The 21352-nt window shown below is 37.2% G+C and carries 26 protein-coding genes; 19 read left to right on the top strand and 7 right to left on the bottom strand.

The annotated features are described in order from the left end of the window. Window positions 1-22 precede the first annotated feature (22 nt). The 12 genes from OC533_RS03285 (at window position 23) to OC533_RS03230 (ending at window position 10469) form a co-directional block, all read left to right on the top strand. Window positions 23-1216 carry a glycine betaine/L-proline ABC transporter ATP-binding protein gene (locus tag OC533_RS03285; RefSeq protein WP_010990716.1) on the top strand — a complete coding sequence of 398 codons (1194 nt, stop codon included), beginning with the start codon at window positions 23-25 and terminating at the stop codon, window positions 1214-1216. Further along, complete coding sequence (locus tag OC533_RS03280) at window positions 1209-2057, top strand: ABC transporter permease (RefSeq protein ID WP_003771275.1); 849 nt, start codon at window positions 1209-1211, stop codon at window positions 2055-2057. The genes OC533_RS03285 and OC533_RS03280 overlap by 8 nt, the downstream gene beginning before the upstream one ends. Before the next feature lie 13 nt (window positions 2058-2070). Then, complete coding sequence (locus OC533_RS03275) at window positions 2071-2973, top strand: glycine betaine ABC transporter substrate-binding protein (RefSeq protein WP_003761554.1); 903 nt, start codon at window positions 2071-2073, stop codon at window positions 2971-2973. A 114-nt stretch (window positions 2974-3087) separates the two neighbouring features. Beyond that, a complete protein-coding gene (locus tag OC533_RS03270; protein ID WP_033533190.1) occupies window positions 3088-3579 on the top strand; it encodes a PTS glucose transporter subunit IIA in 492 nt (163 codons plus the stop codon). Between the two features lie 112 nt (window positions 3580-3691). Next, window positions 3692-4387: a copper homeostasis protein CutC gene (locus OC533_RS03265; RefSeq protein ID WP_185484285.1), complete on the top strand. Its 696-nt coding sequence runs from the start codon at window positions 3692-3694 to the stop codon at window positions 4385-4387. A 79-nt stretch (window positions 4388-4466) separates the two neighbouring features. Beyond that, the gene (locus OC533_RS03260) at window positions 4467-5339 is read left to right on the top strand and encodes a S1 RNA-binding domain-containing protein (protein WP_003761561.1); all 873 of its coding nucleotides are present in this window, start codon (window positions 4467-4469) and stop codon (window positions 5337-5339) included. Between the two features lie 135 nt (window positions 5340-5474). After that, window positions 5475-6188, top strand: coding sequence for a cell wall-active antibiotics response protein LiaF (liaF, locus tag OC533_RS03255; protein ID WP_003766328.1), 714 nt, complete (start codon window positions 5475-5477; stop codon window positions 6186-6188). Next, entirely contained in the window at window positions 6185-7243 is a 1059-nt protein-coding gene (locus tag OC533_RS03250) for a sensor histidine kinase (RefSeq protein WP_003771280.1), read from the top strand. The genes liaF and OC533_RS03250 overlap by 4 nt, the downstream gene beginning before the upstream one ends. Continuing rightward, window positions 7240-7878: a response regulator gene (locus tag OC533_RS03245; protein WP_003736192.1), complete on the top strand. Its 639-nt coding sequence runs from the start codon at window positions 7240-7242 to the stop codon at window positions 7876-7878. Before OC533_RS03250 ends, OC533_RS03245 begins: the two co-directional genes overlap by 4 nt. Before the next feature lie 18 nt (window positions 7879-7896). Further along, window positions 7897-8556 carry a potassium channel family protein gene (locus OC533_RS03240; RefSeq protein WP_003719245.1) on the top strand — a complete coding sequence of 220 codons (660 nt, stop codon included), beginning with the start codon at window positions 7897-7899 and terminating at the stop codon, window positions 8554-8556. 144 nt (window positions 8557-8700) lie between these two features. Beyond that, window positions 8701-9621 (top strand): hypothetical protein, encoded by a 921-nt coding sequence (locus OC533_RS03235; protein ID WP_045554619.1) that lies wholly within the window; start codon window positions 8701-8703, stop codon window positions 9619-9621. Beyond that, window positions 9618-10469 (top strand): FUSC family protein, encoded by an 852-nt coding sequence (locus tag OC533_RS03230; protein WP_185570626.1) that lies wholly within the window; start codon window positions 9618-9620, stop codon window positions 10467-10469. The genes OC533_RS03235 and OC533_RS03230 overlap by 4 nt, the downstream gene beginning before the upstream one ends. A gap of 43 nt (window positions 10470-10512) precedes the next feature. On the opposite strand, the gene OC533_RS03225 is transcribed toward OC533_RS03230, so the two are convergent. The 3 genes from OC533_RS03225 to OC533_RS03215 all read right to left on the bottom strand — a co-directional run bounded on the left by OC533_RS03225 (window position 10513) and on the right by OC533_RS03215 (window position 13470). Then, entirely contained in the window at window positions 10513-11478 is a 966-nt protein-coding gene (locus tag OC533_RS03225; RefSeq protein ID WP_033533186.1) for an LCP family protein, read from the bottom strand. A gap of 108 nt (window positions 11479-11586) precedes the next feature. Further along, window positions 11587-13254: a ribonuclease J1 gene (gene rnjA, locus OC533_RS03220; protein ID WP_003722651.1), complete on the bottom strand. Its 1668-nt coding sequence runs from the start codon at window positions 13252-13254 to the stop codon at window positions 11587-11589. 6 nt (window positions 13255-13260) lie between these two features. Continuing rightward, the gene (locus OC533_RS03215; protein ID WP_003722652.1) at window positions 13261-13470 is read right to left on the bottom strand and encodes a DNA-dependent RNA polymerase subunit epsilon; all 210 of its coding nucleotides are present in this window, start codon (window positions 13468-13470) and stop codon (window positions 13261-13263) included. Between the two features lie 494 nt (window positions 13471-13964). On the opposite strand from OC533_RS03215, the gene OC533_RS03210 reads away from it, so the two are divergent. Continuing rightward, a complete protein-coding gene (locus tag OC533_RS03210; protein WP_185333850.1) occupies window positions 13965-14735 on the top strand; it encodes a Cof-type HAD-IIB family hydrolase in 771 nt (256 codons plus the stop codon). A 16-nt stretch (window positions 14736-14751) separates the two neighbouring features. Here OC533_RS03210 and OC533_RS03205 read toward each other — a convergent pair whose 3' ends face one another. From OC533_RS03205 to OC533_RS03190, 4 genes are all read right to left on the bottom strand, one after another. Then, window positions 14752-15555 carry a DUF817 domain-containing protein gene (locus tag OC533_RS03205; protein ID WP_194323347.1) on the bottom strand — a complete coding sequence of 268 codons (804 nt, stop codon included), beginning with the start codon at window positions 15553-15555 and terminating at the stop codon, window positions 14752-14754. A 66-nt stretch (window positions 15556-15621) separates the two neighbouring features. Then, window positions 15622-16203 (bottom strand): molybdenum cofactor guanylyltransferase, encoded by a 582-nt coding sequence (locus OC533_RS03200; protein ID WP_194323348.1) that lies wholly within the window; start codon window positions 16201-16203, stop codon window positions 15622-15624. Beyond that, on the bottom strand, window positions 16184-16846 hold the full coding sequence (locus tag OC533_RS03195; protein ID WP_003771289.1) for an ATP-binding cassette domain-containing protein: 663 nt from the start codon (window positions 16844-16846) through the stop codon (window positions 16184-16186). Before OC533_RS03195 ends, OC533_RS03200 begins: the two co-directional genes overlap by 20 nt. Before the next feature lie 2 nt (window positions 16847-16848). After that, window positions 16849-17520 carry a molybdate ABC transporter permease subunit gene (locus OC533_RS03190; RefSeq protein WP_003761575.1) on the bottom strand — a complete coding sequence of 224 codons (672 nt, stop codon included), beginning with the start codon at window positions 17518-17520 and terminating at the stop codon, window positions 16849-16851. 107 nt (window positions 17521-17627) lie between these two features. Here OC533_RS03190 and modA point away from each other — a divergent pair, with 107 nt between their 5' ends. The 6 genes from modA to moaC all read left to right on the top strand — a co-directional run bounded on the left by modA (window position 17628) and on the right by moaC (window position 21326). Further along, window positions 17628-18398 (top strand): molybdate ABC transporter substrate-binding protein, encoded by a 771-nt coding sequence (gene modA, locus OC533_RS03185; RefSeq protein WP_194323349.1) that lies wholly within the window; start codon window positions 17628-17630, stop codon window positions 18396-18398. A gap of 94 nt (window positions 18399-18492) precedes the next feature. Beyond that, on the top strand, window positions 18493-19716 hold the full coding sequence (locus OC533_RS03180; RefSeq protein ID WP_194323350.1) for a molybdopterin molybdotransferase MoeA: 1224 nt from the start codon (window positions 18493-18495) through the stop codon (window positions 19714-19716). Further along, the gene (mobB, locus tag OC533_RS03175; protein WP_194323351.1) at window positions 19695-20180 is read left to right on the top strand and encodes a molybdopterin-guanine dinucleotide biosynthesis protein B; all 486 of its coding nucleotides are present in this window, start codon (window positions 19695-19697) and stop codon (window positions 20178-20180) included. The genes OC533_RS03180 and mobB overlap by 22 nt, the downstream gene beginning before the upstream one ends. Further along, window positions 20177-20599 (top strand): molybdenum cofactor biosynthesis protein MoaE, encoded by a 423-nt coding sequence (locus OC533_RS03170; protein WP_160463986.1) that lies wholly within the window; start codon window positions 20177-20179, stop codon window positions 20597-20599. The genes mobB and OC533_RS03170 overlap by 4 nt, the downstream gene beginning before the upstream one ends. Then, a complete protein-coding gene (gene moaD / locus OC533_RS03165; RefSeq protein WP_003761587.1) occupies window positions 20583-20831 on the top strand; it encodes a molybdopterin converting factor subunit 1 in 249 nt (82 codons plus the stop codon). Before OC533_RS03170 ends, moaD begins: the two co-directional genes overlap by 17 nt. A 12-nt stretch (window positions 20832-20843) precedes the next feature. Then, entirely contained in the window at window positions 20844-21326 is a 483-nt protein-coding gene (moaC, locus tag OC533_RS03160) for a cyclic pyranopterin monophosphate synthase MoaC (RefSeq protein ID WP_003761589.1), read from the top strand. The last annotated feature ends 26 nt before the right edge of the window (window positions 21327-21352 follow it).

Below are 21352 nucleotides of genomic sequence, written 5' to 3'. Positions count from 1 at the left end.
AAAAAAGAAAGGGGATTTTATTTTGAGCAAGATTAAAGTGGAAGAACTAACGAAGATTTTTGGAAAAAAGGCTTCTAAAGCATCTTCTTTACTTTCTCAAGGGAAATCGAAAACAGAGATTTTGAAAGAAACAGGGGCGACTATTGGTGTTAATAAAGCATCTTTTAGCGTAGAAGAAGGAGAAATTTTCGTTATAATGGGGCTTTCTGGTAGTGGGAAGTCAACTTTGGTACGACTTTTAAACCGTCTAATTGAGCCTACGAGCGGAAAAATTTGGCTTGACGGAAAAGAACTCTCTAGTTTAAATAAAAAAGAACTTTTGGAAGTTAGAAGAAAAAGCATGAGTATGGTCTTCCAAAATTTTGGTTTATTTCCAAATAGAACGATTAACCGTAATGTTGAATACGGGCTTGAAATTCAAGGAATGAACAAAGAAGAACGTGAGAAAAATGCAGCAGAATCGCTTGCACTTGTTGGTTTAGCTGGTTACGGCGAACAATATCCTTCCCAACTTTCTGGTGGGATGCAGCAACGTGTAGGGCTAGCGAGAGCACTTGCTAACAATCCAGATATTTTATTAATGGATGAGGCTTTCTCAGCACTTGACCCACTTAACAGAAAAGACATGCAAGATCAACTACTAGATTTACAAGATAAAATGAAGAAAACAATCATCTTTATTACCCATGATTTGGATGAGGCGCTTCGTATTGGCGACCACATTATGATTATGCGTGATGGTTCTGTTGTTCAAACTGGTTCCCCGGAAGAAATTCTGGCACATCCAGCAAATGAATACGTAGAAAAATTCATTGAAGATGTAGACCGTTCCAAAGTTTATACAGCGAGCAACGTAATGATACGCCCAGAAATCGTTAATTTTGAAAAAGATGGCCCTCGTGTCGCTTTAAAACGGATGCGTGAAGCTGGAACATCTAGTGTATTCGTTGTTAAGCGTAACCGTGAGTTAGTGGGAATTGTCCATGCAGCAGAAGTATCTAAACTTGTAAAAGAAAATATTACTTCGCTTGAAACTGCTTTACACAGTGACGTACCGACAACTGGTCCAGATACGCCACTTGCAGAAATAATGGATACTATCTCGACTACAACGATTCCAATTGCTGTAACTGAAGATGGAAAATTAAAAGGAATTATTATTCGCGGATCCGTTCTGGCCGCACTTTCTGGAAACGAGGTGAACGTTAATGCCTAATATTCCAACGATTCCATTAGCTAGTTGGATTGATAAATTAGTTGATGGCTTAACGCAATTTGAAGGATTTTTTAATGTAATTACAAATATCATTGGCGGAATTGTTGATGCATTCCAATGGGTATTCGACTTAGTTCCACCATGGTTATTTATTATTTTACTAGTATTTGGGACTTTCTGGGTTAACCGCAAAGGAAAAAAATGGGGATTAATTATTTTTGAAGTTGTCGGTTTACTATTAATTTGGAACTTAGATTTCTGGCGTGATATGACTCAAACGCTGACTCTTGTTCTTACGAGTAGTTTAATTGCACTTGTTATAGGTGTTCCACTTGGTATTTGGATGGCGAAAAGCGGTATCGTTGAAAGCATCTTTAAACCGGTGCTTGACTTTATGCAAACAATGCCTGCCTTTGTATATTTAATTCCAGCCGTAGCATTTTTCGGAATTGGGATGGTTCCAGGGGTAGTTGCTTCTGTTATTTTCGCAATGCCTCCAACTGTTCGTATGACTAACCTAGGTATTCGCCAAGTTTCGACTGAGCTTGTTGAAGCAGCAGATTCATTTGGTTCAACACCTTGGCAAAAACTATGGAAAGTACAGCTACCAATGGCGAAATCGACCATGATGGCTGGGATTAACCAAAGTATCATGTTAGCACTTTCCATGGTTGTAATTGCTTCGATGATTGGTGCAATGGGACTTGGAACACGTGTTTACTTTGCAGTAGGACGTAATGACGCTGGTGGCGGATTTGTAGCTGGGATTGCGATTGTTATCGTAGCAATTATCCTAGACCGTCTAACACAAGCTTTCAATAAAAAAGCGAAATCAGAATAAGGAGGAGAGTAGATTGCTAAAAAAATTAATCACCACCGCAGTTTTGGCTATGCTTATTTTCACTTTAGCAGCCTGCGGGACAACCCTTGCTCCTTATGACGCGAAAAAAGATTTAGGCGAACAAATCAATTATACAATCACAGGAATTGATGCTGGAGCAGGAATTATGCTTGCAACACAAAATGCGATTAAAGATTATCATTTAGATGATGACAATTGGCAGTTACAAACAAGTTCGACTGCGGCTATGACTAGTACACTACAAAAAGCGATGAAAGATAAGCGCCCGATTGTTGTGACTGGTTGGACACCTCACTGGATGTTTACAAAATTCGACTTGAAATTTTTAGATGATCCTAAAAATGTTTTTGGAAACGCTGAAAATATCCACACAATTGTCCGCAAAGGTTTGAAAGAAGAAAAACCTTCTGCCTACAAAGTGCTAGATAATTTCTTCTGGACTGCTGAAGATATGTCTGAAGTAATGCTAGAAGTTAATGACGGAGTAGACCCAGAAGAAGCTGCTAAAAAGTGGATTAAAAACAATCCAGAAAAAGTAGCAAAATGGACCGATGGCGTGGAAAAAGTAGATGGCGATGAAATCAAGCTTACTTATGTAGCTTGGGATTCAGAAATTGCCTCAACGAATGTTGTTGCAGAAGCTTTGAAACAAGTTGGCTATAAACCAACCATTCAAGCAATGGAAATTCAACCAATGTGGGCGTCTGTCGCAACAGATGCAGCAGATGGAATGGTCGCTGCATGGCTACCAAACACTTCCGGAATCTACTACAAAGATTACAAAGGAAAGTTTGAAGATTTAGGACCGAACTTAAAAGGTGCGAAAATCGGCTTAGCAGTTCCAAAATACATGACAAACATTAACTCCATTGAAGATTTAAAAATAAGTAAATAAACTTTGGAAAAGGCATGAAGAAGTTCAAGCTATACTTGATACTTTCTCCGTGCCTTTTCTTCACTAAAAAGGTAAAATAATAGTTAATTGATGAATTTGCTAGGAGGAAGATGGATGTTTAAAAAATTCTTGAAAAAAAGTAAAAATGAAACCGTATTTGCTCATGTGACTGGACAACTGATTGCGTTAGAAGATGTTCCAGATCCAGTTTTTAATCAAAAGATGATGGGCGAAGGTATTGCAATTAAACCAGAAAGCGGCACAATCGTAGCGCCAGTTGATGGGAAAATTATTCAACTTGCAGAAACGAAACATGCTTTTGGTATTCGCACGGATATGGGGCAGGAAATTCTCGTTCATATCGGTTTAGAAACGGTATCATTAAACGGAGAAGGTTTTAACGTGTTAGTAAACGTTGGCGATAAAGTAAAAGTAGGCGATCCAATCGTTGAAGCGGACTTTGATTTTATCAAGAAAAATGCCGCAAGTACAGTGGTTCCAATGGTCGTAACTAATAGCTCAGAAGGCAAATACGATTTTCAATTCGCTGGAACTCCAAATACGGTTGCTGGGAAAACAGAAGTATTTACTACAAATTTAAAATAATAAGCACAAAATCCATGAGAAGCCAATTTTCTTTTCATGGATTTTTTAGTATTCATTTGCGTGTTAAAAGGGTAGAATGAAGGTAATTAGTAATAAAAAGGAGCGAAAATAAATGTTAGAAGTGATAGTTCAAAACCCAAGAGATGCGTACTTAGCAGAAAAATATGGCGCAAATAGAATGGAAGTAGTTTCTGCTATAAGTGAAGGTGGCCTAACGCCTAGCTACGGTGCTATTAAAGAAATCGTTCGTGCTTCAAAACTTCCGGCGATGATGATGATTCGCCCTCATAGTTTTTCATTTGTATACGATGAGCCTGCTAGAATTGTGATGGAACGAGATATTGAACTTGCAAAAGAAGTTGGGGTCAAAGGTATCGTTTATGGTGGAATAACGGAAGACGGAAACATTGATCAAGAGCTTCTAGAAAAAGTGATTGAGTGGAAAGGTGACATAGATCTTACTTTCCATCGTGCGCTAGAAGCAACAAAAGATATTGAAGCAAGCTACCAAGTTTTACGTACATACGGCCAAGACATTAATCAATTATTAACTTCAGGTGGAACAGCTAGTGCACTTGATTCTTTGCCACGCCTTAAACGGTGGATAAATGACAGTAAAGAAAATCCAAGTTCATTTAAAATTCTAGTTGGAAGTGGCGTTAAACCTGAAAATATTGCTATCTTTCAAGAAACGCTAAATCATACAGATTATCACGTCGGAAGTGCAGCTAGAGAAACGAATGATTTTGCAAAAGACATTTTAAAAGAAAAAATCAATATTTTAAAGCAGCATATTAACCAAGATTGATTCTACGTAGCAGGTAGCCTTACGAGTCTAGATACGCTATAATGAAACAAGACTATTCTTAAAATAAAGGTGGAAAAAAATGAATAACTATATTGGCAAAAGCCAAGTAATGACAGTAAAAGAAATTAAAGAAACAGGTTGGCTCCTAGAGAAAGATGAAGTGACTGTTTTTTTATCTAAATCGAATACACATGAAACAGAACTTGCTGTTGGAGATGAAGTAACAGCATTTATTTTTGTTGACTACGACCGAGAAATCCGCGCAACAACAATTATTCCAAAAATTCAAGTTGGACATTACGGCTGGGGCACAGTAACCGAAGTACGCAAACATTTAGGCGTATTTGTGGATATTGGTATCGAAAAAGACGTCGTTGTATCATTAGATGATTTGCCTGCACTACCACATTTATGGCCGAAAAAAGAAGACCGAGTGATGATTGCACTTCGAGTAGACGAAGAAAATCGCGTGTGGGGAGTTCTCGCTGAAGAAGAACAATTCCGCGCAATTGCGGTTCGTGCAGATCAAGATCTTTTTAATCAAAATGTGGAAGGAACCATTTATCGATTACTTAAAGTTGGCTCCTTTGTCTTTACAGATGATTTCCATATTGGCTTTATTCATGAAAGTGAACGGACTGCAGAACCGAGAATGGGAGAACGTGTAAAAGCCCGTGTTATTGCAGTGAAACCAGATGGCTCACTTAATTTATCATTACGTGGTAGAGCCCATGAAGTATTAAATGACGATGCGGAAATGATATTAACTTACTTACGAAGTGTTGGCGGGGAAATGCCATTTGGAGATAAATCAGATCCAGATGCAATCCGTGCTAAATTCGGAATTAGTAAGGCACAATTTAAACGCGCAATTGGTACACTTTTAAAAGCAAGACGGATTACACAAGAAAATGGAGTAATTACTAAGTTAACAGAAGAGGCATCCGACTAAAGTAGTAGAGATTGTTCCAACTAGCGCGGTTTGTTTCCACTAGCAAATCATCGCTATAATAAACACAGCTGTACAAAGTAGCGAAAAATCGAGAAATAACTTTGTCTAAAGAATGGCTTAAGGAGGTGTGTCAGCTTGAAAAAAATGGAAAGCTCGGTTGTTTTTATATTTTTAATTGCGATTATTGTTGGTGTTGGTCTTGAGATGTTATTCCAGTGGGAACTACTCATTTTATTTGCACTCGGAATATTCTTCATTTTTACATCAAGGAAAGCAAGTGCCACGAAAAAGAGCGCAAAAAACTCACTATTTATTGGTATCGTATTTATCATTATTGCAGTGCTGTTAACAACTACTTTTAAAGTTGGACTTGTTGTTGCAGGTATTTATGCGATTATTCATTATATAAGCCGGAAGCGGGCACCCCAATTATTAATGCTTAAAACGAGAGAGCCAGACAGTAAAATTGATCGCACGGGTAAATTTATTCGTAATCAGTGGTTTGGTAATCAGCGGATATTAGACGTCGTGTACGAATGGGATGACATCAATATTCAAACAGGAATAGGAGATACGATTCTTGATCTAGGAAATACGGTGCTTCCGACTGGCGAAAGTATTATTATGATTCGCAGTGTATCCGGGAAAATTCGCATCCTCGTTCCATTTGATATTGGCATTTGTATCGAACACTCCGCGATTTTCGGAAATATCCAATATGATAAAGAAAGCACCTCTATCCAAAATAATAGCATCAAGGTCTACTCAGATAATTACGAAAGTTCCGCACGAAAAGTGAAAATCATGACTTCTGTAATCTTCGGAGATTTAGAGGTGATCAGGTTATGAGTTTTTCGAAACTAATGATGGTAGTTTGCTCAGGATTACTCCTTGTTGCAACAGCCATTGGAACTGTAGGATACTATTTTTTCAGTGAAGGTTCTTGGTATAAAATCTTAATTGAACAAAAAATATTTTACATTCCTTTTATCGTCTTTGTTCCGCTGACAGCTATTTCGATAGGTTTAATTATTGGCGGCTTACTTGGCTATTTTGTTAAGCAAAAGTTTGAGTCGATTGACTTTTCGATTCGGCTGCTAGGACAAGGTGATTTAGAAAAAAAGATTACTAGTGAAGAAGATGAAACTTTTTTAGAAGTACAGCAAGTCTATAAGCAAATCGACCGTTTGCGTGATAAGATGAAAGCACAAACGATTCTGACTCAAAAGCTAGCAAGTGATCGCGCTGAATCAAGTGGTCAAACGAAAGAAGCTATTTTGTCAGAAGAGCGTCACCGGATTGCGCGCGAGTTACATGATTCTGTGAGTCAACAATTATTCGCAGCGATGATGCTATTATCTGCCTTAAATGAGCAAAGCGAAAAAAGCGCAACTCCCGCTATGCAAAAGCAACTAAAAATGGTAGAGTCTATTGTCAATGAATCCCAATCTGAGATGCGTGCGCTATTACTTCATTTGCGACCAACGCAGCTCGAAGGAAAATCATTAAAAACGGGTATAGAACAATTATTAAAAGAATTAACAACGAAATTACCAATCGAAGTCGAATGGCAAATTGAAGATATTAATTTGCAAAAAGGTATTGAAGATCATTTATTCCGGATAGTGCAAGAATTACTATCGAATACCTTGCGTCACTCCAAAGCAAAATTATTAGAAGTACGGTTAGTGACAATGGATAATTTAGCCGTAATGAAAGTAGTTGATGACGGTGTAGGATTCGATATGGATAATGTTCGTCAAGGTTCTTACGGTTTACAAAATATGCGTGAACGAGTCGCTGAATTTGGTGGTACCATTAAAATAATTAGCTTTAAAGGACGAGGAACTAGCGTAGAAATAAAAATCCCACTTGTTGCGAAAAAGGACGTGGAAAACGAATGATAAAAGTTTTACTAGTAGATGATCATGAAATGGTACGTATAGGCGTGTCAGCTTATCTTTCTGTTCAAGATGATATGGAAGTAGTCGGCGAGGCAGAAAACGGCCGAGAAGGCGCTGATATGGCTTTAGAGTTGCGCCCAGATATTATCTTAATGGATTTAGTTATGGATGAGATGGATGGCATTGAAGCAACGAAAGAAATTATGAAGAATTGGAAAGAAGCAAAAATTATTATCGTCACCAGTTTTATTGACGATGAAAAAGTATATCCGGCACTCGAAGCTGGAGCGAGCAGTTATATGTTAAAAACCTCGACAGCGAGTGAAATTGCCGATGCGATTCGAGCTACATACGGCGGTGACTCTGTCCTTGAACCAGAAGTAACTGGTAAAATGATGCAAAGACTAACCGCTAAACCAGAAAAAAACCTACATGATGATTTAACGAATCGCGAAAATGAAATCTTACTTCTTATTGCAGAAGGTAAATCGAATCAAGAAATCGCGGATGAACTATTCATCACTTTAAAAACAGTAAAAACACATGTAAGTAATATTTTATCCAAATTAGATGTACAAGACCGCACACAAGCTGCAATCTATGCATTTAAACATGATTTAGTAGAAAAAAAGTAACAGGGAGGTAAGCTACACATGAAAGAGGGATTTGCAGTCATCGGTCTTGGGCGCTTTGGCGGAAGTATTTGTCGTTCACTTGTCGAACAAGGAATGGAAGTGCTTGCCATCGATTCTGATGAAGAACGGGTAAATGAATATATGTCAATTGCTACTCATGCAGTTATCGCGAATTCAACCGATGAAAACGCGCTTCGTCAATTAGGTATTCGAAATTTCGAGCATGTTATTGTCGCAATTGGTGAAGATATTCAGTCAAGTATTTTAACGACATTGATTTTAAAAGAAATGGGCGTAAAATATGTTACTGCAAAAGCAACGAATGATAAGCATGCTAAATTACTAGATAAAATCGGAGCTGACCGAGTTGTCCATCCAGAGCGGGATATGGGACGACGAATTGCGCATTATATCGTATCGAAAAACATGCTTGATTATCTAGAACTTTCTGATGAATATAGCTTAGTGGAGATTTCGGTATCTGACCCGCGTTTCCTCGGCAAAAGTCTTGTTGACTTAGATTTTCGTAACTCATTTGGCGTTAACATCGTCGGCATAAAAAAAGACAAGCAAATGATTATTACTCCTGAAGCAAATGATGTACTTCATGAAGGAGATATTTTAATCGTTATTGGTTCAGATGACGACATTGAGCGATTACAAGAAAAAATTCAATAAACATAAAACCTATGCAATATATGAAGATGTGCAACAATATCTATTATATGCCTAGGTTTTTTTATTGTTTACTTGCTATCTAATCATTTATTTTCTATTATAGTTACAGAGCTTAAGTAAACGTGATAGAAGAGAGGGGAACTGATGAAAAAATTTTTGCTAGATAAAATTGGGGCGCGAGGATTAATTCAAATGTTGCAAGCATTTATTTATGCAAGTATTTGTGTTATTGTTCATACTGTTATTTTTCCTGATTTGGCTGGAGTTTTACCTATTGTTGTTTTAATAGGGATTATTTCCATGCAACCTACATATGGGATTACTCGAAAAGTCATTCCTCAAATTGCGATAGCTTTTACGTTAGCGTGCGCATTCGTTATTATCAGTACTTACTTTTTTCCAATCAATGTATATATTTATTATTTTGTAATGTTAATTGTTATTTTAATAGTGAATTTTACGATGCCGCAAAAATACATGGTGATGACGCTAGCAATTGGGACAGCGCTTTATTTTCTTGGGACAGAAGATTTGCCAATGCCGCTATATGTAATGGTGATAGTAGCACTCGTTGATGTATTTGTATTTTTTATTTTAGTAAGACTCGTTGTAAGGTACGTCCATTTGCCGCTTGAAAAAACTGTCCAGACGATTATGAAGCAATTAATGGGACTATTTGATAAAGAAATGGAAAGCGTTTTTAAAAATAACGGGAAATTTGTATCGAAACCATTGTATAGTATTTTTGTACAATCGCAAATGTTTATTAAAGAATATGGCACTAGTAAAAATATGAATCCGCGTCATGTGGAAATTTATCAAGCGTTACTGCCGAATTATTTACAGCTCTTTTTTCATATGCAAACGCTTGAGGATATTGGTAGGGTAGGTTTGTCGGAAGAAGCAAAAAAAGCGCTAGCCACAATAAATGTCGAAGTTTCAACTGAGATTAACGCCAAAGAAACAAACCCAGTTGCTTCTTTTCACGTGAAAAAATTCGTTGACAACTTTCTAGCTATTAAAAAAGGAATGGCTGAATTAGCTGAAGGAGGGGACAAGAAATGAAAAAAATTTCAATGAAAGAGCGCCTTGCTCTTGATCCCCGTGTTGCTAAAGTCTTAATTAGTATTACAATAGCTATTTTGCTTTTCCCGGTAATGGGTGATTGGATTGTTTATCCGACATATGTCTTTAATGCCATTTATATCACTGCTCAAATGACAAAAGGGGCAACCTATAAATCTAGTATTGAACGTATTGTTGGGACGATAGTTGGTGGGTTACTTGCAGCATTTGTATATCTTTTAGTACCAAACCATCACTATATTATGATTCCAATTGGCGCGGCGCTTGCTGTTGCACTGAGCTATCTTTTCACTAAAAAATTCACGATGGTTATTGTTGTTATTACGGTGATGGTATTAGTTGGTAAAGGAGACGGGGAGCCGATTGTCTTTTTAAGAGATCGCTTATTTGATACGATGATCGGCCTAGCGATTGGTTTTCTTGTTTATGCGCTTTATCCACGGAAAAAAGCTAAAAAATTAAATCAAGTTTTCATCTCTAAAGAAAAAGATTTACTGGCAAACATTAAAGCGCTAGAGATTAATTCTGAAGATGCTAAAGCGCTCGCACCGAAGATTAAAGACTTATGGAAGCAATTAATTGATCTACGAAAAACGCGAGAACAAATTATTACTGATAGTAGTTTTGTTGGAGATGTAAATTCAGAAGAACCAATGCTCCAATTTACCATATTAGTAGAACGGGCGATTAATAATATTGAAATCCTTTATCATGTGACTTTAGATAAAGAAGTAGAACCTGATTATGAAATTGTCTTTGATTATCATCAACAAGCGTGCAAAAAGGTAATTAATGAAATGGAAACGTTGATTACGAAGCATCAATAAAAAAGATGACTGAAGCTTAATGGGCCTCAGTCATCTTTTATTTTTATTCAGTTATATCTAAACTCTTCTTAAACATGTTAATTACACGTTCTAAGTCAGTTTCATCTGGTGCAAAATAATATAAATCGAATCCGTATGACTCGCTATAAATCATTTCTCCTTCACCTTTAAGCTCTTGCGAATCAACGTTTTTAAGAACGGAAGAATAATTGGTAGCCATAGAAGTAATATCTGTAAGCGTCATATTAGTTTGGAAATTATCTCCAACAGCTTTCATGATGCTTTCGAAATTGGATACGCCTGATGAACTTATAACTTTATTCGCGATACCGATAATAACGTCGCGTTGTCTATCTTGACGACCAAAGTCACCGCGAGGATCTTCGTGACGAATGCGGACATATTGTAAAGCGTCCGTCCCATTTAAAGTAATATTTCCTTTTACAAATTTGCTATTTACTTCTGTTAAATCAATGTCATTATAAACTGTAATACCACCAACTGCGTCAACAAGGTCTTTAAAGCCTTCCATATTGATAGAAATAAAATAATCTACCGGAACACCTGGCATTAGTTTTTCAACTGCTGAAACGGTTCCTGAAGGGCCTCCGTTCGAATAGGAAGCATTGATTTTTCCAATATCGCCATTTCCATAATCTACTTTTGTATCACGAGGGATGCTGACCATTTCGACCTCGTTTTGTTGTTTATTAGCTGTTGCAAGGATAATTGTATCTGCTCGACCATTCGTTTCACCGGGGCGAGCATCAGAACCCATAAGTAATACGGAAAAAGGTTTTTTCTTTTCTAAATCACTTGTTGTTTTATTACTTGTTTCTAAAGGGACATTTATTTTTGTAAAAGTATTTTGAACGGTGATGTAATACTTCGCTGCCAAACCTGTAATGGAGAAAAAGAGAATTCCTAAAAGTGTAACGCTAGCAATTTTCATAACTTTAGTAAAAGTGGACGGTTTTTTTTGCTTCGTTTCTGTCCTAGTTTCTGTCATAAAATTTTCCTCGTCTTTCTTATTTAGTTTGTTTAAACATACCATCGTCTTTCTGAGAAATCAACAAAAAACGATAAATGATTTTGAAACCATTTATCGTCTTTAAAACTATACTTCCATGATTATAGGTAAAATCATTGGACGTCGTTTTGTTTTTTCGTACAAGAAAGGTTGCAAAGTATCTGTAATTTCGTTCTTGATTTCAGACCATTGCGTTGTTTTTTGCTCCATTACTTTATTTAAGTGACGTGTAAGAAGACCTTGAGCTTCTCCGATTAAATTACCGGATTCACGCATATAAATAAATCCGCGAGAGATGATGTCAGGACCAGCCATGACACGTGAGTTTTTCATATCAATTGAAACGACGACAATAACAAGTCCTTCTTCAGAAAGAATGCGACGGTCGCGCAGAACAATATTACCAATATCTCCAATTCCGCTACCATCAATATAGACGCTAGCAGCATGGATTTTACCAGCAACATGAGCTGTCTCACTTGTTAACGCAAGGACATCACCGTTTGCCATAATGAAACTATTTTCTTCTGGTACGCCACACTCTTCGGCAGATTCAGCATGAATTTTTTGCATTCTGAATTCACCGTGAATTGGCATAAAGAATTTAGGTTTCATAAGACGTAGCATAAGTTTTTGCTCTTGTTGACCACCGTGACCAGAAGTATGGATATTATTTACTTTACCATGGATAACTTCTGCACCAGCTTGATAAAGTAAGTTAATTGTGCGGTTAACACTTGTCGTATTACCAGGAATAGGGGAAGACGAGAAGACTACCGTATCACCTGGTTGAATTTGGATTTGACGGTGAGTACCATTAGCAATTCTTGAAAGAGCAGCCATTGGTTCACCTTGACTTCCTGTACAAAGGATCGTCACATTTCCTGCTGGTGTTTTATTAAGTTGATGCACATCAATAAATGTATCTTTTGGAGCTTGAATATAACCTAATTGCTTACCGATTTCCATGGCTGATTCCATACTACGACCGAAAACAGCAATTTTACGGCCAGTTTCGATAGAGGATTCAACTACTTGTTGTAAACGGTAAATATTGGATGCGAAGGTAGCGAAGATAATTCGTCCTTCAACGTCGCGGAAAATGTTTTTAATACTTTCACCAACAACGCGTTCACTCATTGTGAAATTTGGCACCTCAGCGTTTGTACTATCTGATAGTAAACAAAGGACGCCTTCTTTACCAATTTCAGCCATTTTTGTCAGGTTAGCAGGTTCACCAACTGGTGTGAAATCAAATTTGAAGTCACCAGTGTGAACAATATTACCTGATGGAGTTTTGACAACAATACCATACGTATCAGGAATACTATGTGTTGTACGGAAGAATGAGATGCTAGTTTTTCTGAATTTAAAAACGTCATCTTCTTCATATTCATAAATTTTAGTTTGACGAAGCAAACCATGTTCTTCTAATTTGTTGCGAATAAGAGCACTCGCAAGCTTCCCAGCATAAATTGGGATATTAAGATCGCGAAGTAAGTAAGGAACGCCACCGATGTGATCTTCATGACCATGGGTGATAAAAAGTCCTTTAATCTTATCTTTATTTTTTACTAGATAACTGTAGTCAGGAATAACATAGTCAATCCCAAGAAGTTCGTCTTCTGGGAACTTGATTCCTGCATCAATTAGAATAATTTCGTCTTGAAATTGTACGCCATATGTGTTTTTACCGATTTCGCCTAGTCCACCGAGGGCGAAAACAGCTGTCTCATTATTTTTTACAAATTTCATATAGGCTTATTTTTCCCAGAGCGCGAAGTCTGGGTTTTCCTTTTCGTAAGCTAAGTGCGCGTCACTAATTTTTTCGACAAATTCGATGTGGAAAGGCTCATCTTTTAAAAGTTGGCGTACTTTTACTTCGCTTTCCGCTTCTACGTACAAAGATTGTGTTTTTTCGCGTACGGGTGTTTCTGTAAGTGTTTCTTGATAAAATACTTTAAAAATCATGTTTTTCTCTCCTTAAATTTTAAGTTTAGTTTTTAAAAATAGATTCTCTGGTCGAAAATCTAATAATTATTCAGTAATAATTGGCTTGCTTTCAGTTGTGGACTTAGTAGCAAGCGGATATGGGTGCACGAGATACTAACAATTAGGCATAAAAAAGACAAAGAAAAATTACCACAGACTAATGTATAAAAATAGCTGTGCACGTATAACAATTTTCTTATCCGTTATAATTGCATACCTTTATTTTGGGAATTTGAAACAAATTTCCGAGTAAAAGATGTAATTATAAACTTTTTTTCACGTTCCATTGTTGTTCTATAAATGTTCATCCGATCTATATCCTTCTTTCTAATATACCATAAATCCAGATAATTGCTACTAGAAAGTATAATTAATTTTGCCAAAGCCCGACAGTTTGTGATTTTTTGGTCGCTTTCTGCTATAATTTAAGCTAAGTGATTTTAAAATGGATAGAGGATTGAGGCGTTTAATTGATGAGTAAAATTGTATTTTTCGATGTAGATGGTACGCTTGTAGGTGAAACAAAAGAAATTCCAGCTTCAGCAAAACAAGCGATTGCTAAATTGAAAGAAAATGGTATTTATGTTGCTATTGCAACGGGTCGCGGCCCATTTATGTTAGATGAAATAAGAAAAGAACTAGATATTAATTCCTACATTTGTTATAACGGACAATATGTTATCTTTGAAGGGAAAGAAATCTATGCTAAACCATTGCCAACCGAGTCATTAGAACGACTAATTACTGTGGCATCGGAGCATGAGCACCCAATTGTTTTTTCAGGAAAAGATTCCATGCGTGCGAATTTACCAGATCATGACCGAATTACGATTGGAATGAATTCTATTAAAAGGGATTACCCTAAAGTAGATGCTAATTATTATCAAGGTCGAGATATTTATCAGTGTTTACTGTTTTGTGATGAGTCGTATGATGCTTATTACCGAAAAGAATTTAAACAATATAGTTTCTTGCGCTGGCATGATGTTTCAGTAGATGTTTGTCCAGCAGACGGTTCCAAGGCGGAAGGTATTAAGCAGATGATCAAAAAACTTGGCTTTTCGATGGAAGATACTTATGCATTTGGCGACGGACTTAACGACATCGCGATGCTACAAGCTGTTGGCACCGGTGTTGCAATGGGAAATGGTCGCGACGAAGTGAAAGCAGTTGCGGATTATGTTACTGACCATGTGGATGAAGATGGCGTTTATAAAGCGCTTCAGCATCTAAAACTAATTTAAATCAAAAGCGAGGCCACTATTTCAGTGTAGCCTCGCTTTTTGTTGTTATTTGGTCCTGTTCCCATTTCTGTTTAATGAATTTAAGTTGCGCGACGATAATAATACTAATAATCACAAGTAAGTACCAACTCGTTATTTTTGAGACATGCACTGGCCGCCAAGCAACAAGCTGATCAGGATACGCCCAAGCACCATAAAAACTAGCAATATTTTCCGCGAGATAGATAAAAAATGCAATACATAAAAATGAAAAAGATAAAGGCATTTTGAGCTGAGTAGCGCTAACTTTAAAATAAACATATGTTTTTCGGAATAGTAGGAGAACTAAAATAATCAAAATCCACCGAAAATCCATAATAAAATGGTGCGTGAAAAAATTCGCGTAAATCGCTATGCAAAGACTACTTACTAACCAAATATTTGGCCAATTTGTCATTTTAAGATCAAATCTCTTCCAGGCCTGACAAATATAACTTGCCACGCTTGAATACATAAATCCGCTATACAGTGGTACGCCGAAGAGTTTCATTAAACCAGGTTCTGGATAACTCCAAGATCCCATATGTACTTTATAAATTTCAAGCCCCAGACCAATCAAGTGAAAAATCATGATAACTTTAAGTTCATCCCAAGTTTCTAACCCAAACTTTATCAGGACAATTTGTGTGACGAGGCAAATGATTAAAAGTAAGTCATAACGCGCAATAAAAGGAATTTCAATTAGTTTTGTAAGGGCGAGTGAAATGAAAATAATGCCCGGAAAAAGACAACAAAGTGCTTGTTTCCAAGTAAATACCCACAGTAAGCGAAAAAATTTCATAAAAAAACCTCTCTCATGCTTTTCTCTAGTTTACCAAACATAACTAAAGAAAAGCATAAGAAAAGGTTAAAAAAGTTCATTTTGGCGGTTGATATTCCTAAATGGTGCTTCATTTTCAAATTCTAACGGCTTAGTTTGTAGTTTTTCAAGTAAGCCGCGAACACGATGTTGTTCTTTTTGCAATAAATTATGTAAGATTTCACGCGAGTAGGGAATGTTCAAAACCAAATAGTGATTTTCCTCTGCTGTTTTTGCAAAGTGATTTGGAAATGCAGCTAATCGACTAATTTCGCTGGAAGTTAAAAAAGGCATATCGACAGGAAGTATCAGGTAGTTAGCTTCGTGGTAGGCATTTTTTTGAGCCATGACAGCGTAAATTCCACCAAGCGGCCCGAAATCTTTATATGCTGGTTGATCGGGAATAATTTGAATAGCTGAGTCCTCATGAAAAAGCGCAACTAGTTTTTGATAATTTTCTTGATTTGCGGATACGAAAACCATTTCGCAAAATGGCTTCAACTTATTAACAGTGAGCTCCACCCATGTTTTCCCAGTCGCCTCATTCTGGAAAAGGGCTTTTGACTTGCCAAAACGGCTAGACTTTCCACCAGCTAATACAATACCCACATTAACTTTTGCGTTTTTCAAGTCGACCATCTCTCATAACTAAAATTTCTTCCGTCATCATTTCTGCTTCCGAGGCATAATGCGTTACAAAAATAACTGGTATATGGAAATCTTTGGCCATCTGACCAACTAATTTCATACAAATTAAACGTGTTTCTTCATCTAGCCCGTTGAAAGGTTCATCAAGTAACAGTAATTTCGGCTCAGTAATCATCGCTCGTGCCATCGCAACACGTTGTTTCTCACCGCCAGAAAGTTTTTGAACAGAAGAATATAGTAGGTGCGAAATTTGCAGATAATCACTCATTTTTCTTACTTGTTGTTGGATTTCTGCTTGTTCTTTTTTCTTCTTTTTTTTCACTTTTAAGCCAAACGCGATATTTTCATAAACATTCATATTTGGAAATAAAGCTAGATTTTGGAATAAGTAACCGACTTTTCGTTCCGTTACTGGAAGGTGTAAGGAAATATTCGAATCGTCCCACGGTGTTCCATCAAATTCGATAATCCCGCCGTCGATGCTCTTTAATCCACTCACGCATTGGAATAACGTTGATTTTCCAGAACCACTTGCGCCCATCATCGCAGTTACTGGTTTTTCAAACGTATAATCAATATTTAAATCATGAAAAGGAAGTTTTTTATGAAATTGTAATCTCAGCATAATTACATCCCCCTCGTTAAATTACTTTGGCGTACGGTCAAAACATGAATGACAAGTAGCGCAAATACGCCGATAATAACGTTAATTAGTCCCAGGTAAATCGCAGTACGCATGTCGCCTTGTTGAACCATAAAATAGATGCTTGAAGCTATTGTATCGGTTTTTCCTTCTATGTATCCGGCTACCATCAAACTTGCGCCAAATTCACCCATCGCCCGGCAAAAACTAAGCAAAACTCCTGCTAAAATTGGTTGCCAGCAGTTCGGTAAAATAATTTTTGTGAAAATCTGTTTTTTATTCGCTGAAAGAGTCTCTGCTGCCCATACAAGTTCGTGATCAATCGATAAAAAGGCTGATTTAAGCCCTTGATACATAATTGGTAAAATAATAATCGTCGTCGCAACGATAGCACCACTAAGGGAAAAGATAAAACTAAAATCAAAAGTATCCCAAAGCACACCACCAATAAAATCATTGCGGCCAAGCACATTCAGTAATACTAAACCGACCACAGTTGGCGGTAAAACAAGCGGAAGTAAAATTAAAATCTCCACAAGTAACTGAAAGCGTGATTTTCGACCAGCAAAATAATAACTCAGTGGTAACATCGTCATAAATGCGAGAAACGTAGAAATTGTGGCAACAAGTAGTGTATGCCAAACAGATGTAAACATAAAACTCCTCCTGAATAACCCTCTAGTACTTCTATTATTATCGTTCTCTCTGGTATAAAATGTCAAACTTAAGTACAATGTAACTAAATAAAAAAGGGGGATGAACGATGAAAAAAATAGCGATACTTATAAGCTGCTTATTAGTACTACTTGTAGGTGCATGCGCGAATACTTCAGAGAAAGCAAAAACAACAACTATACATATTTCAGCAGCGGCAAGCTTAAAAGATACGATGGATGACGTAAAACCGCTTTTCGAAAAAGCATATCCATCTATTAAATTATCTTTTGACTTTGGTGGTTCTGGGCAAATTCGTGAACGCGTGGAAAGTGGTGCGCCAATTGATGGTGTCCTTTTAGCAAGTAAAAAAGATGCAGATACATTAAGTAAACAAAAATTAGCCGAAAACACGAAAGAATTTGCCGGGAATGACCTTGTGTTAATTGAACCGAAAAATGCTGAACAGAAGGAAGGATTAAGTTTAGAACAATTACTGGATAATGCCGATAAAATTGCCATTGGAGATCCGGAATCTGTCCCAGCAGGCGCTTATGCTAAGCAAACACTTGAAAATTTAAATCTTTATAATACAGAAAAAGCAAAACTCGTTCTTGCGACAGATGTTCGCCAAGTTTTATCGTATGTCGAAGCGGGGAACGCAGATGCAGGCTTCGTTTACCAAACGGATGCGATTTTAAGTAAAAAAGTACAAGTGAAAGCGAAAATTGATGCAAAACTTCATGCCCCAATTGCCTACTATAGCGCACAAGTAACTGATTCAGAGAAAAAAGAACCTACCACAACATTCCTCGACTTTATGAATAAATCAGAAGCACAAAAAATACTTGAAAAATACGGATTTAAAGCAGCGGATTAATTAGAAGTCGCTTTACTTTTTAAAACGGCAAAACTCCTGTATATTGGTACTAAAGAAAACGCATACATGATTTATAGAAGGGAAGTGCGCCCAGATGATTGAAAAAAGAAACACCATTAGAATGGAACAAGCGAGAGAAGTATTATGTAACCAAATAACGCATCTTCCTGTCGAACGAAAAAATGTCACGGAAGCGTTAAATCAAGTTTTACAAGAACCGATTTTTGCGCCGTTTCCCGCGCCGTATTTTAGACGTTCTGGTTATGATGGGTTTGCAATTACAGAAGAAGATGACGGCAATTATCCGATTACTTTACATGTCGTAGCAGAGGTTCCTTGTGGTAAAACATATGATAAACCACTAAAACCCGGCGAAACAGTGAGGATCATGACAGGAGCAAAAGTACCTGATAACGCCTCAAAAATTATTATGCTCGAACAATCAAGAGAAGCTGAAAATAAAAATGACATTGTACTTATAAATACGCAAAAATCTAGTAATATTACGGAAATCGGCGCCGAATTTGCGAAAGGTGATTTGCTCTTAGACCGCGGACACACTTTAAATGCAGGCTCGATAAGTTTACTATCATCATTTGGTATTTCGGAAGTCCAAGTAATTAGAAAGCCAAAAGTTGCTATTTTATCTACAGGAAGTGAACTTGTTCCTGCTGGAAATTCGCTTCCGGATGGCAAAATTTATAATAGTAATCAACCACTACTTGAAAATCTTCTAACAGTGCACCATGCAGAAATCTGCGCGGCTGAACAACTACCAGATAACTATGAAGATACAAAAGCCCGTTTATATGAGCTGACGGAAATTGCGGACTTAATTGTCACTACTGGTGGTGTTTCTGTTGGAGATTATGATTTTATGGCGGATATTGCAAAACATGAGGCCGAATTACTTTTTAATAAAATTCAAATGAGACCTGGTAGTCCGACAACTGGAATGTGGTTGAATAAGACACTCGTTATCGCGCTTTCGGGTAACCCTGGTGCATGTTTCACAGGTTTTTATTTATTGGTAGAACCCGTACTCACAACCTTTATGGGAAAAGATAATACGGCAACTACTAAAGTCTGCGCAAAAATGGCGAGCGATTACACGAAGAATAATGGCTTTGACCGATTTTTACGAGGAACCTATCATCTATCAGAAGAAGGAGAGTATTTGGTTGAATTGGTAGGAAGTGATATGTCGAGTGCGCTAGGAAACCTTCATTTAACAACCTGTTTATTTAAAATTCCACGCGGTAAGGTTGGAAAATATCAAGGAGAAGAGGTCGAAGCATGGCTACTATCCTCCAAATAATTGGTTTTAAAAATAGTGGAAAAACAACCTTGCTTAATGCGCTAATACGGGCTAGCCGCAAAGAAAACTATACGGTTTCTGCCATTAAACACGATGCGCATGACTTTTCTGTTGATCACGCTGGAACAGATTCGTATTCTTTTCAAGAAAGTGGTGCGGAAGCTGTTGTGATTGCGAATTCTAGACAATATGCTGTCATGGAACAAACTGGCATCGATTTAAAAACTGCCATCCAAAAACTACCGGACTCAGATATTGTTCTCATAGAAGGCTATAAAGAAGGACCTTTTCCAAAAATCATTTTAATTCGAGAAAAAGCAGAAATCGAGCTTTTAAAAAATAGCAAAGCCGTTCATAAAATCGCTACGCACAATCTAGCTTTAAAAGAAGAGGCAATTTTTATCGGAGAAGAAGAAGCTTTAAACATGTTTGCTGAAACGTTAATCAAGGAGTTTTTACAATGAAATATGTAGCTTTACAACACGAAAAAATTGAAATCGGACCACTTTCTGAAAAACTAATCAATAAAAATCACGGCGGAATTAATCTGTTTGTCGGCACAATTCGCGAATGGACTGGCGATATTCAAACGGAAGAAATTCGCTACACTGCTTATGAAGCAATGGCGTTAAAAGAGTTAAACAAATTAGCTACAGAAGTAGAATCTAAGTGGGGGGCAGATGTAGTCATCGTCCACCGATTAGGACTTTTAGAAATAACTGATATAGCAGTGTTTATTGGCGTATCAACACCACACCGGGCTGCTTGTTATGAAGGATCCAGATATATTATTGAACGTTTAAAAGAACGAGTACCAATATGGAAAGAAGAAAAAGATGTCGATCAAATAAGGTGGGGTGGCATAGATGCTCACAACGGTTAAGTTTTTCGCTTTTTTAGCTGAGAAAACAAAGCAAACAGAAGTAAAGTTAAATTTACAGCAATGCGAAACAGTTGGTGAAGTTCGGGAAGTCATTAGTAGTGAATTTCCTGAAATCGCTGTGGATTTGGCAACGTGTATGTTGGCAGTTAATATGGAATTTCAACACGATCAAGATATTTTGCCAAATGAAATAACAGAAATCGCGGTAATTCCACCAGTTAGCGGTGGATAAGGAGGATACTAGATGGATAAAGACGATTTAACCCATTTTAATGATGAAAAACGTGCGAAAATGGTCGATGTCACGAGCAAATCAGAAACGAAACGACGTGCAATCGCTAGAGCTACCATACATATGAACGAAGAAACCTTAGCGCGTATTCATGCTGGTAAAATTGCTAAAGGAGACGTTTTGGCTGTTGCACAAGTGGCTGGCATCATGGCCGCGAAAAAAACGAGCGAACTTATCCCGATGTGTCATCCAATCATGACAACCAAAGCCGATATTTCTTTTGATGATGATGGAAAGACGGCATTAACGATCACATCAGAAGTAGTGACTGTTGGAAAAACAGGGGTAGAGATGGAAGCACTGACAGCTGTTACCGTTGCGGCATTAACAATTTATGATATGTGTAAAGCAATGGATAAAGGAATGCAAATAGAAAAAACATATTTAGTCGAAAAAACAGGTGGAAAAAGCGGGACATTTAAAGCAGAAGCGTAACTATTTTGTAGGATAGGAGTTTTGTT

Source organism: Listeria sp. Marseille-Q6474 (assembly GCF_946902005.1).
GTDB classification, from domain to species: domain Bacteria; phylum Bacillota; class Bacilli; order Lactobacillales; family Listeriaceae; genus Listeria; species Listeria innocua.
Note: the sequence above shows the minus strand (reverse complement) of the source record. Positions and strands in the feature narration are given on the sequence as shown.

Bases quoted from the DNA above. Each gene is read 5' to 3' on its own strand.
- OC533_RS03280 (WP_003771275.1), top strand. From the start codon at position 1,209: ATGCCTAATATTCCAACGATTCCATTAGCTAGTTGGATTGATAAATTA.
- OC533_RS03270 (WP_033533190.1), top strand. From the start codon at position 3,088: ATGTTTAAAAAATTCTTGAAAAAAAGTAAAAATGAAACCGTATTTGCT.
- OC533_RS03265 (WP_185484285.1), top strand. From the start codon at position 3,692: ATGTTAGAAGTGATAGTTCAAAACCCAAGAGATGCGTACTTAGCAGAA.
- OC533_RS03260 (WP_003761561.1), top strand. From the start codon at position 4,467: ATGAATAACTATATTGGCAAAAGCCAAGTAATGACAGTAAAAGAAATT.
- OC533_RS03250 (WP_003771280.1), top strand. From the start codon at position 6,185: ATGAGTTTTTCGAAACTAATGATGGTAGTTTGCTCAGGATTACTCCTT.
- OC533_RS03245 (WP_003736192.1), top strand. From the start codon at position 7,240: ATGATAAAAGTTTTACTAGTAGATGATCATGAAATGGTACGTATAGGC.
- OC533_RS03240 (WP_003719245.1), top strand. From the start codon at position 7,897: ATGAAAGAGGGATTTGCAGTCATCGGTCTTGGGCGCTTTGGCGGAAGT.
- OC533_RS03235 (WP_045554619.1), top strand. From the start codon at position 8,701: ATGAAAAAATTTTTGCTAGATAAAATTGGGGCGCGAGGATTAATTCAA.
- OC533_RS03230 (WP_185570626.1), top strand. From the start codon at position 9,618: ATGAAAAAAATTTCAATGAAAGAGCGCCTTGCTCTTGATCCCCGTGTT.
- OC533_RS03225 (WP_033533186.1), bottom strand. From the start codon at position 11,478: ATGACAGAAACTAGGACAGAAACGAAGCAAAAAAAACCGTCCACTTTT.
- rnjA (WP_003722651.1), bottom strand. From the start codon at position 13,254: ATGAAATTTGTAAAAAATAATGAGACAGCTGTTTTCGCCCTCGGTGGA.
- OC533_RS03215 (WP_003722652.1), bottom strand. From the start codon at position 13,470: ATGATTTTTAAAGTATTTTATCAAGAAACACTTACAGAAACACCCGTA.
- OC533_RS03210 (WP_185333850.1), top strand. From the start codon at position 13,965: ATGAGTAAAATTGTATTTTTCGATGTAGATGGTACGCTTGTAGGTGAA.
- OC533_RS03205 (WP_194323347.1), bottom strand. From the start codon at position 15,555: ATGAAATTTTTTCGCTTACTGTGGGTATTTACTTGGAAACAAGCACTT.
- OC533_RS03195 (WP_003771289.1), bottom strand. From the start codon at position 16,846: ATGCTGAGATTACAATTTCATAAAAAACTTCCTTTTCATGATTTAAAT.
- OC533_RS03190 (WP_003761575.1), bottom strand. From the start codon at position 17,520: ATGTTTACATCTGTTTGGCATACACTACTTGTTGCCACAATTTCTACG.
- modA (WP_194323349.1), top strand. From the start codon at position 17,628: ATGAAAAAAATAGCGATACTTATAAGCTGCTTATTAGTACTACTTGTA.
- OC533_RS03180 (WP_194323350.1), top strand. From the start codon at position 18,493: ATGATTGAAAAAAGAAACACCATTAGAATGGAACAAGCGAGAGAAGTA.
- mobB (WP_194323351.1), top strand. From the start codon at position 19,695: ATGGCTACTATCCTCCAAATAATTGGTTTTAAAAATAGTGGAAAAACA.
- OC533_RS03170 (WP_160463986.1), top strand. From the start codon at position 20,177: ATGAAATATGTAGCTTTACAACACGAAAAAATTGAAATCGGACCACTT.
- moaD (WP_003761587.1), top strand. From the start codon at position 20,583: ATGCTCACAACGGTTAAGTTTTTCGCTTTTTTAGCTGAGAAAACAAAG.
- moaC (WP_003761589.1), top strand. From the start codon at position 20,844: ATGGATAAAGACGATTTAACCCATTTTAATGATGAAAAACGTGCGAAA.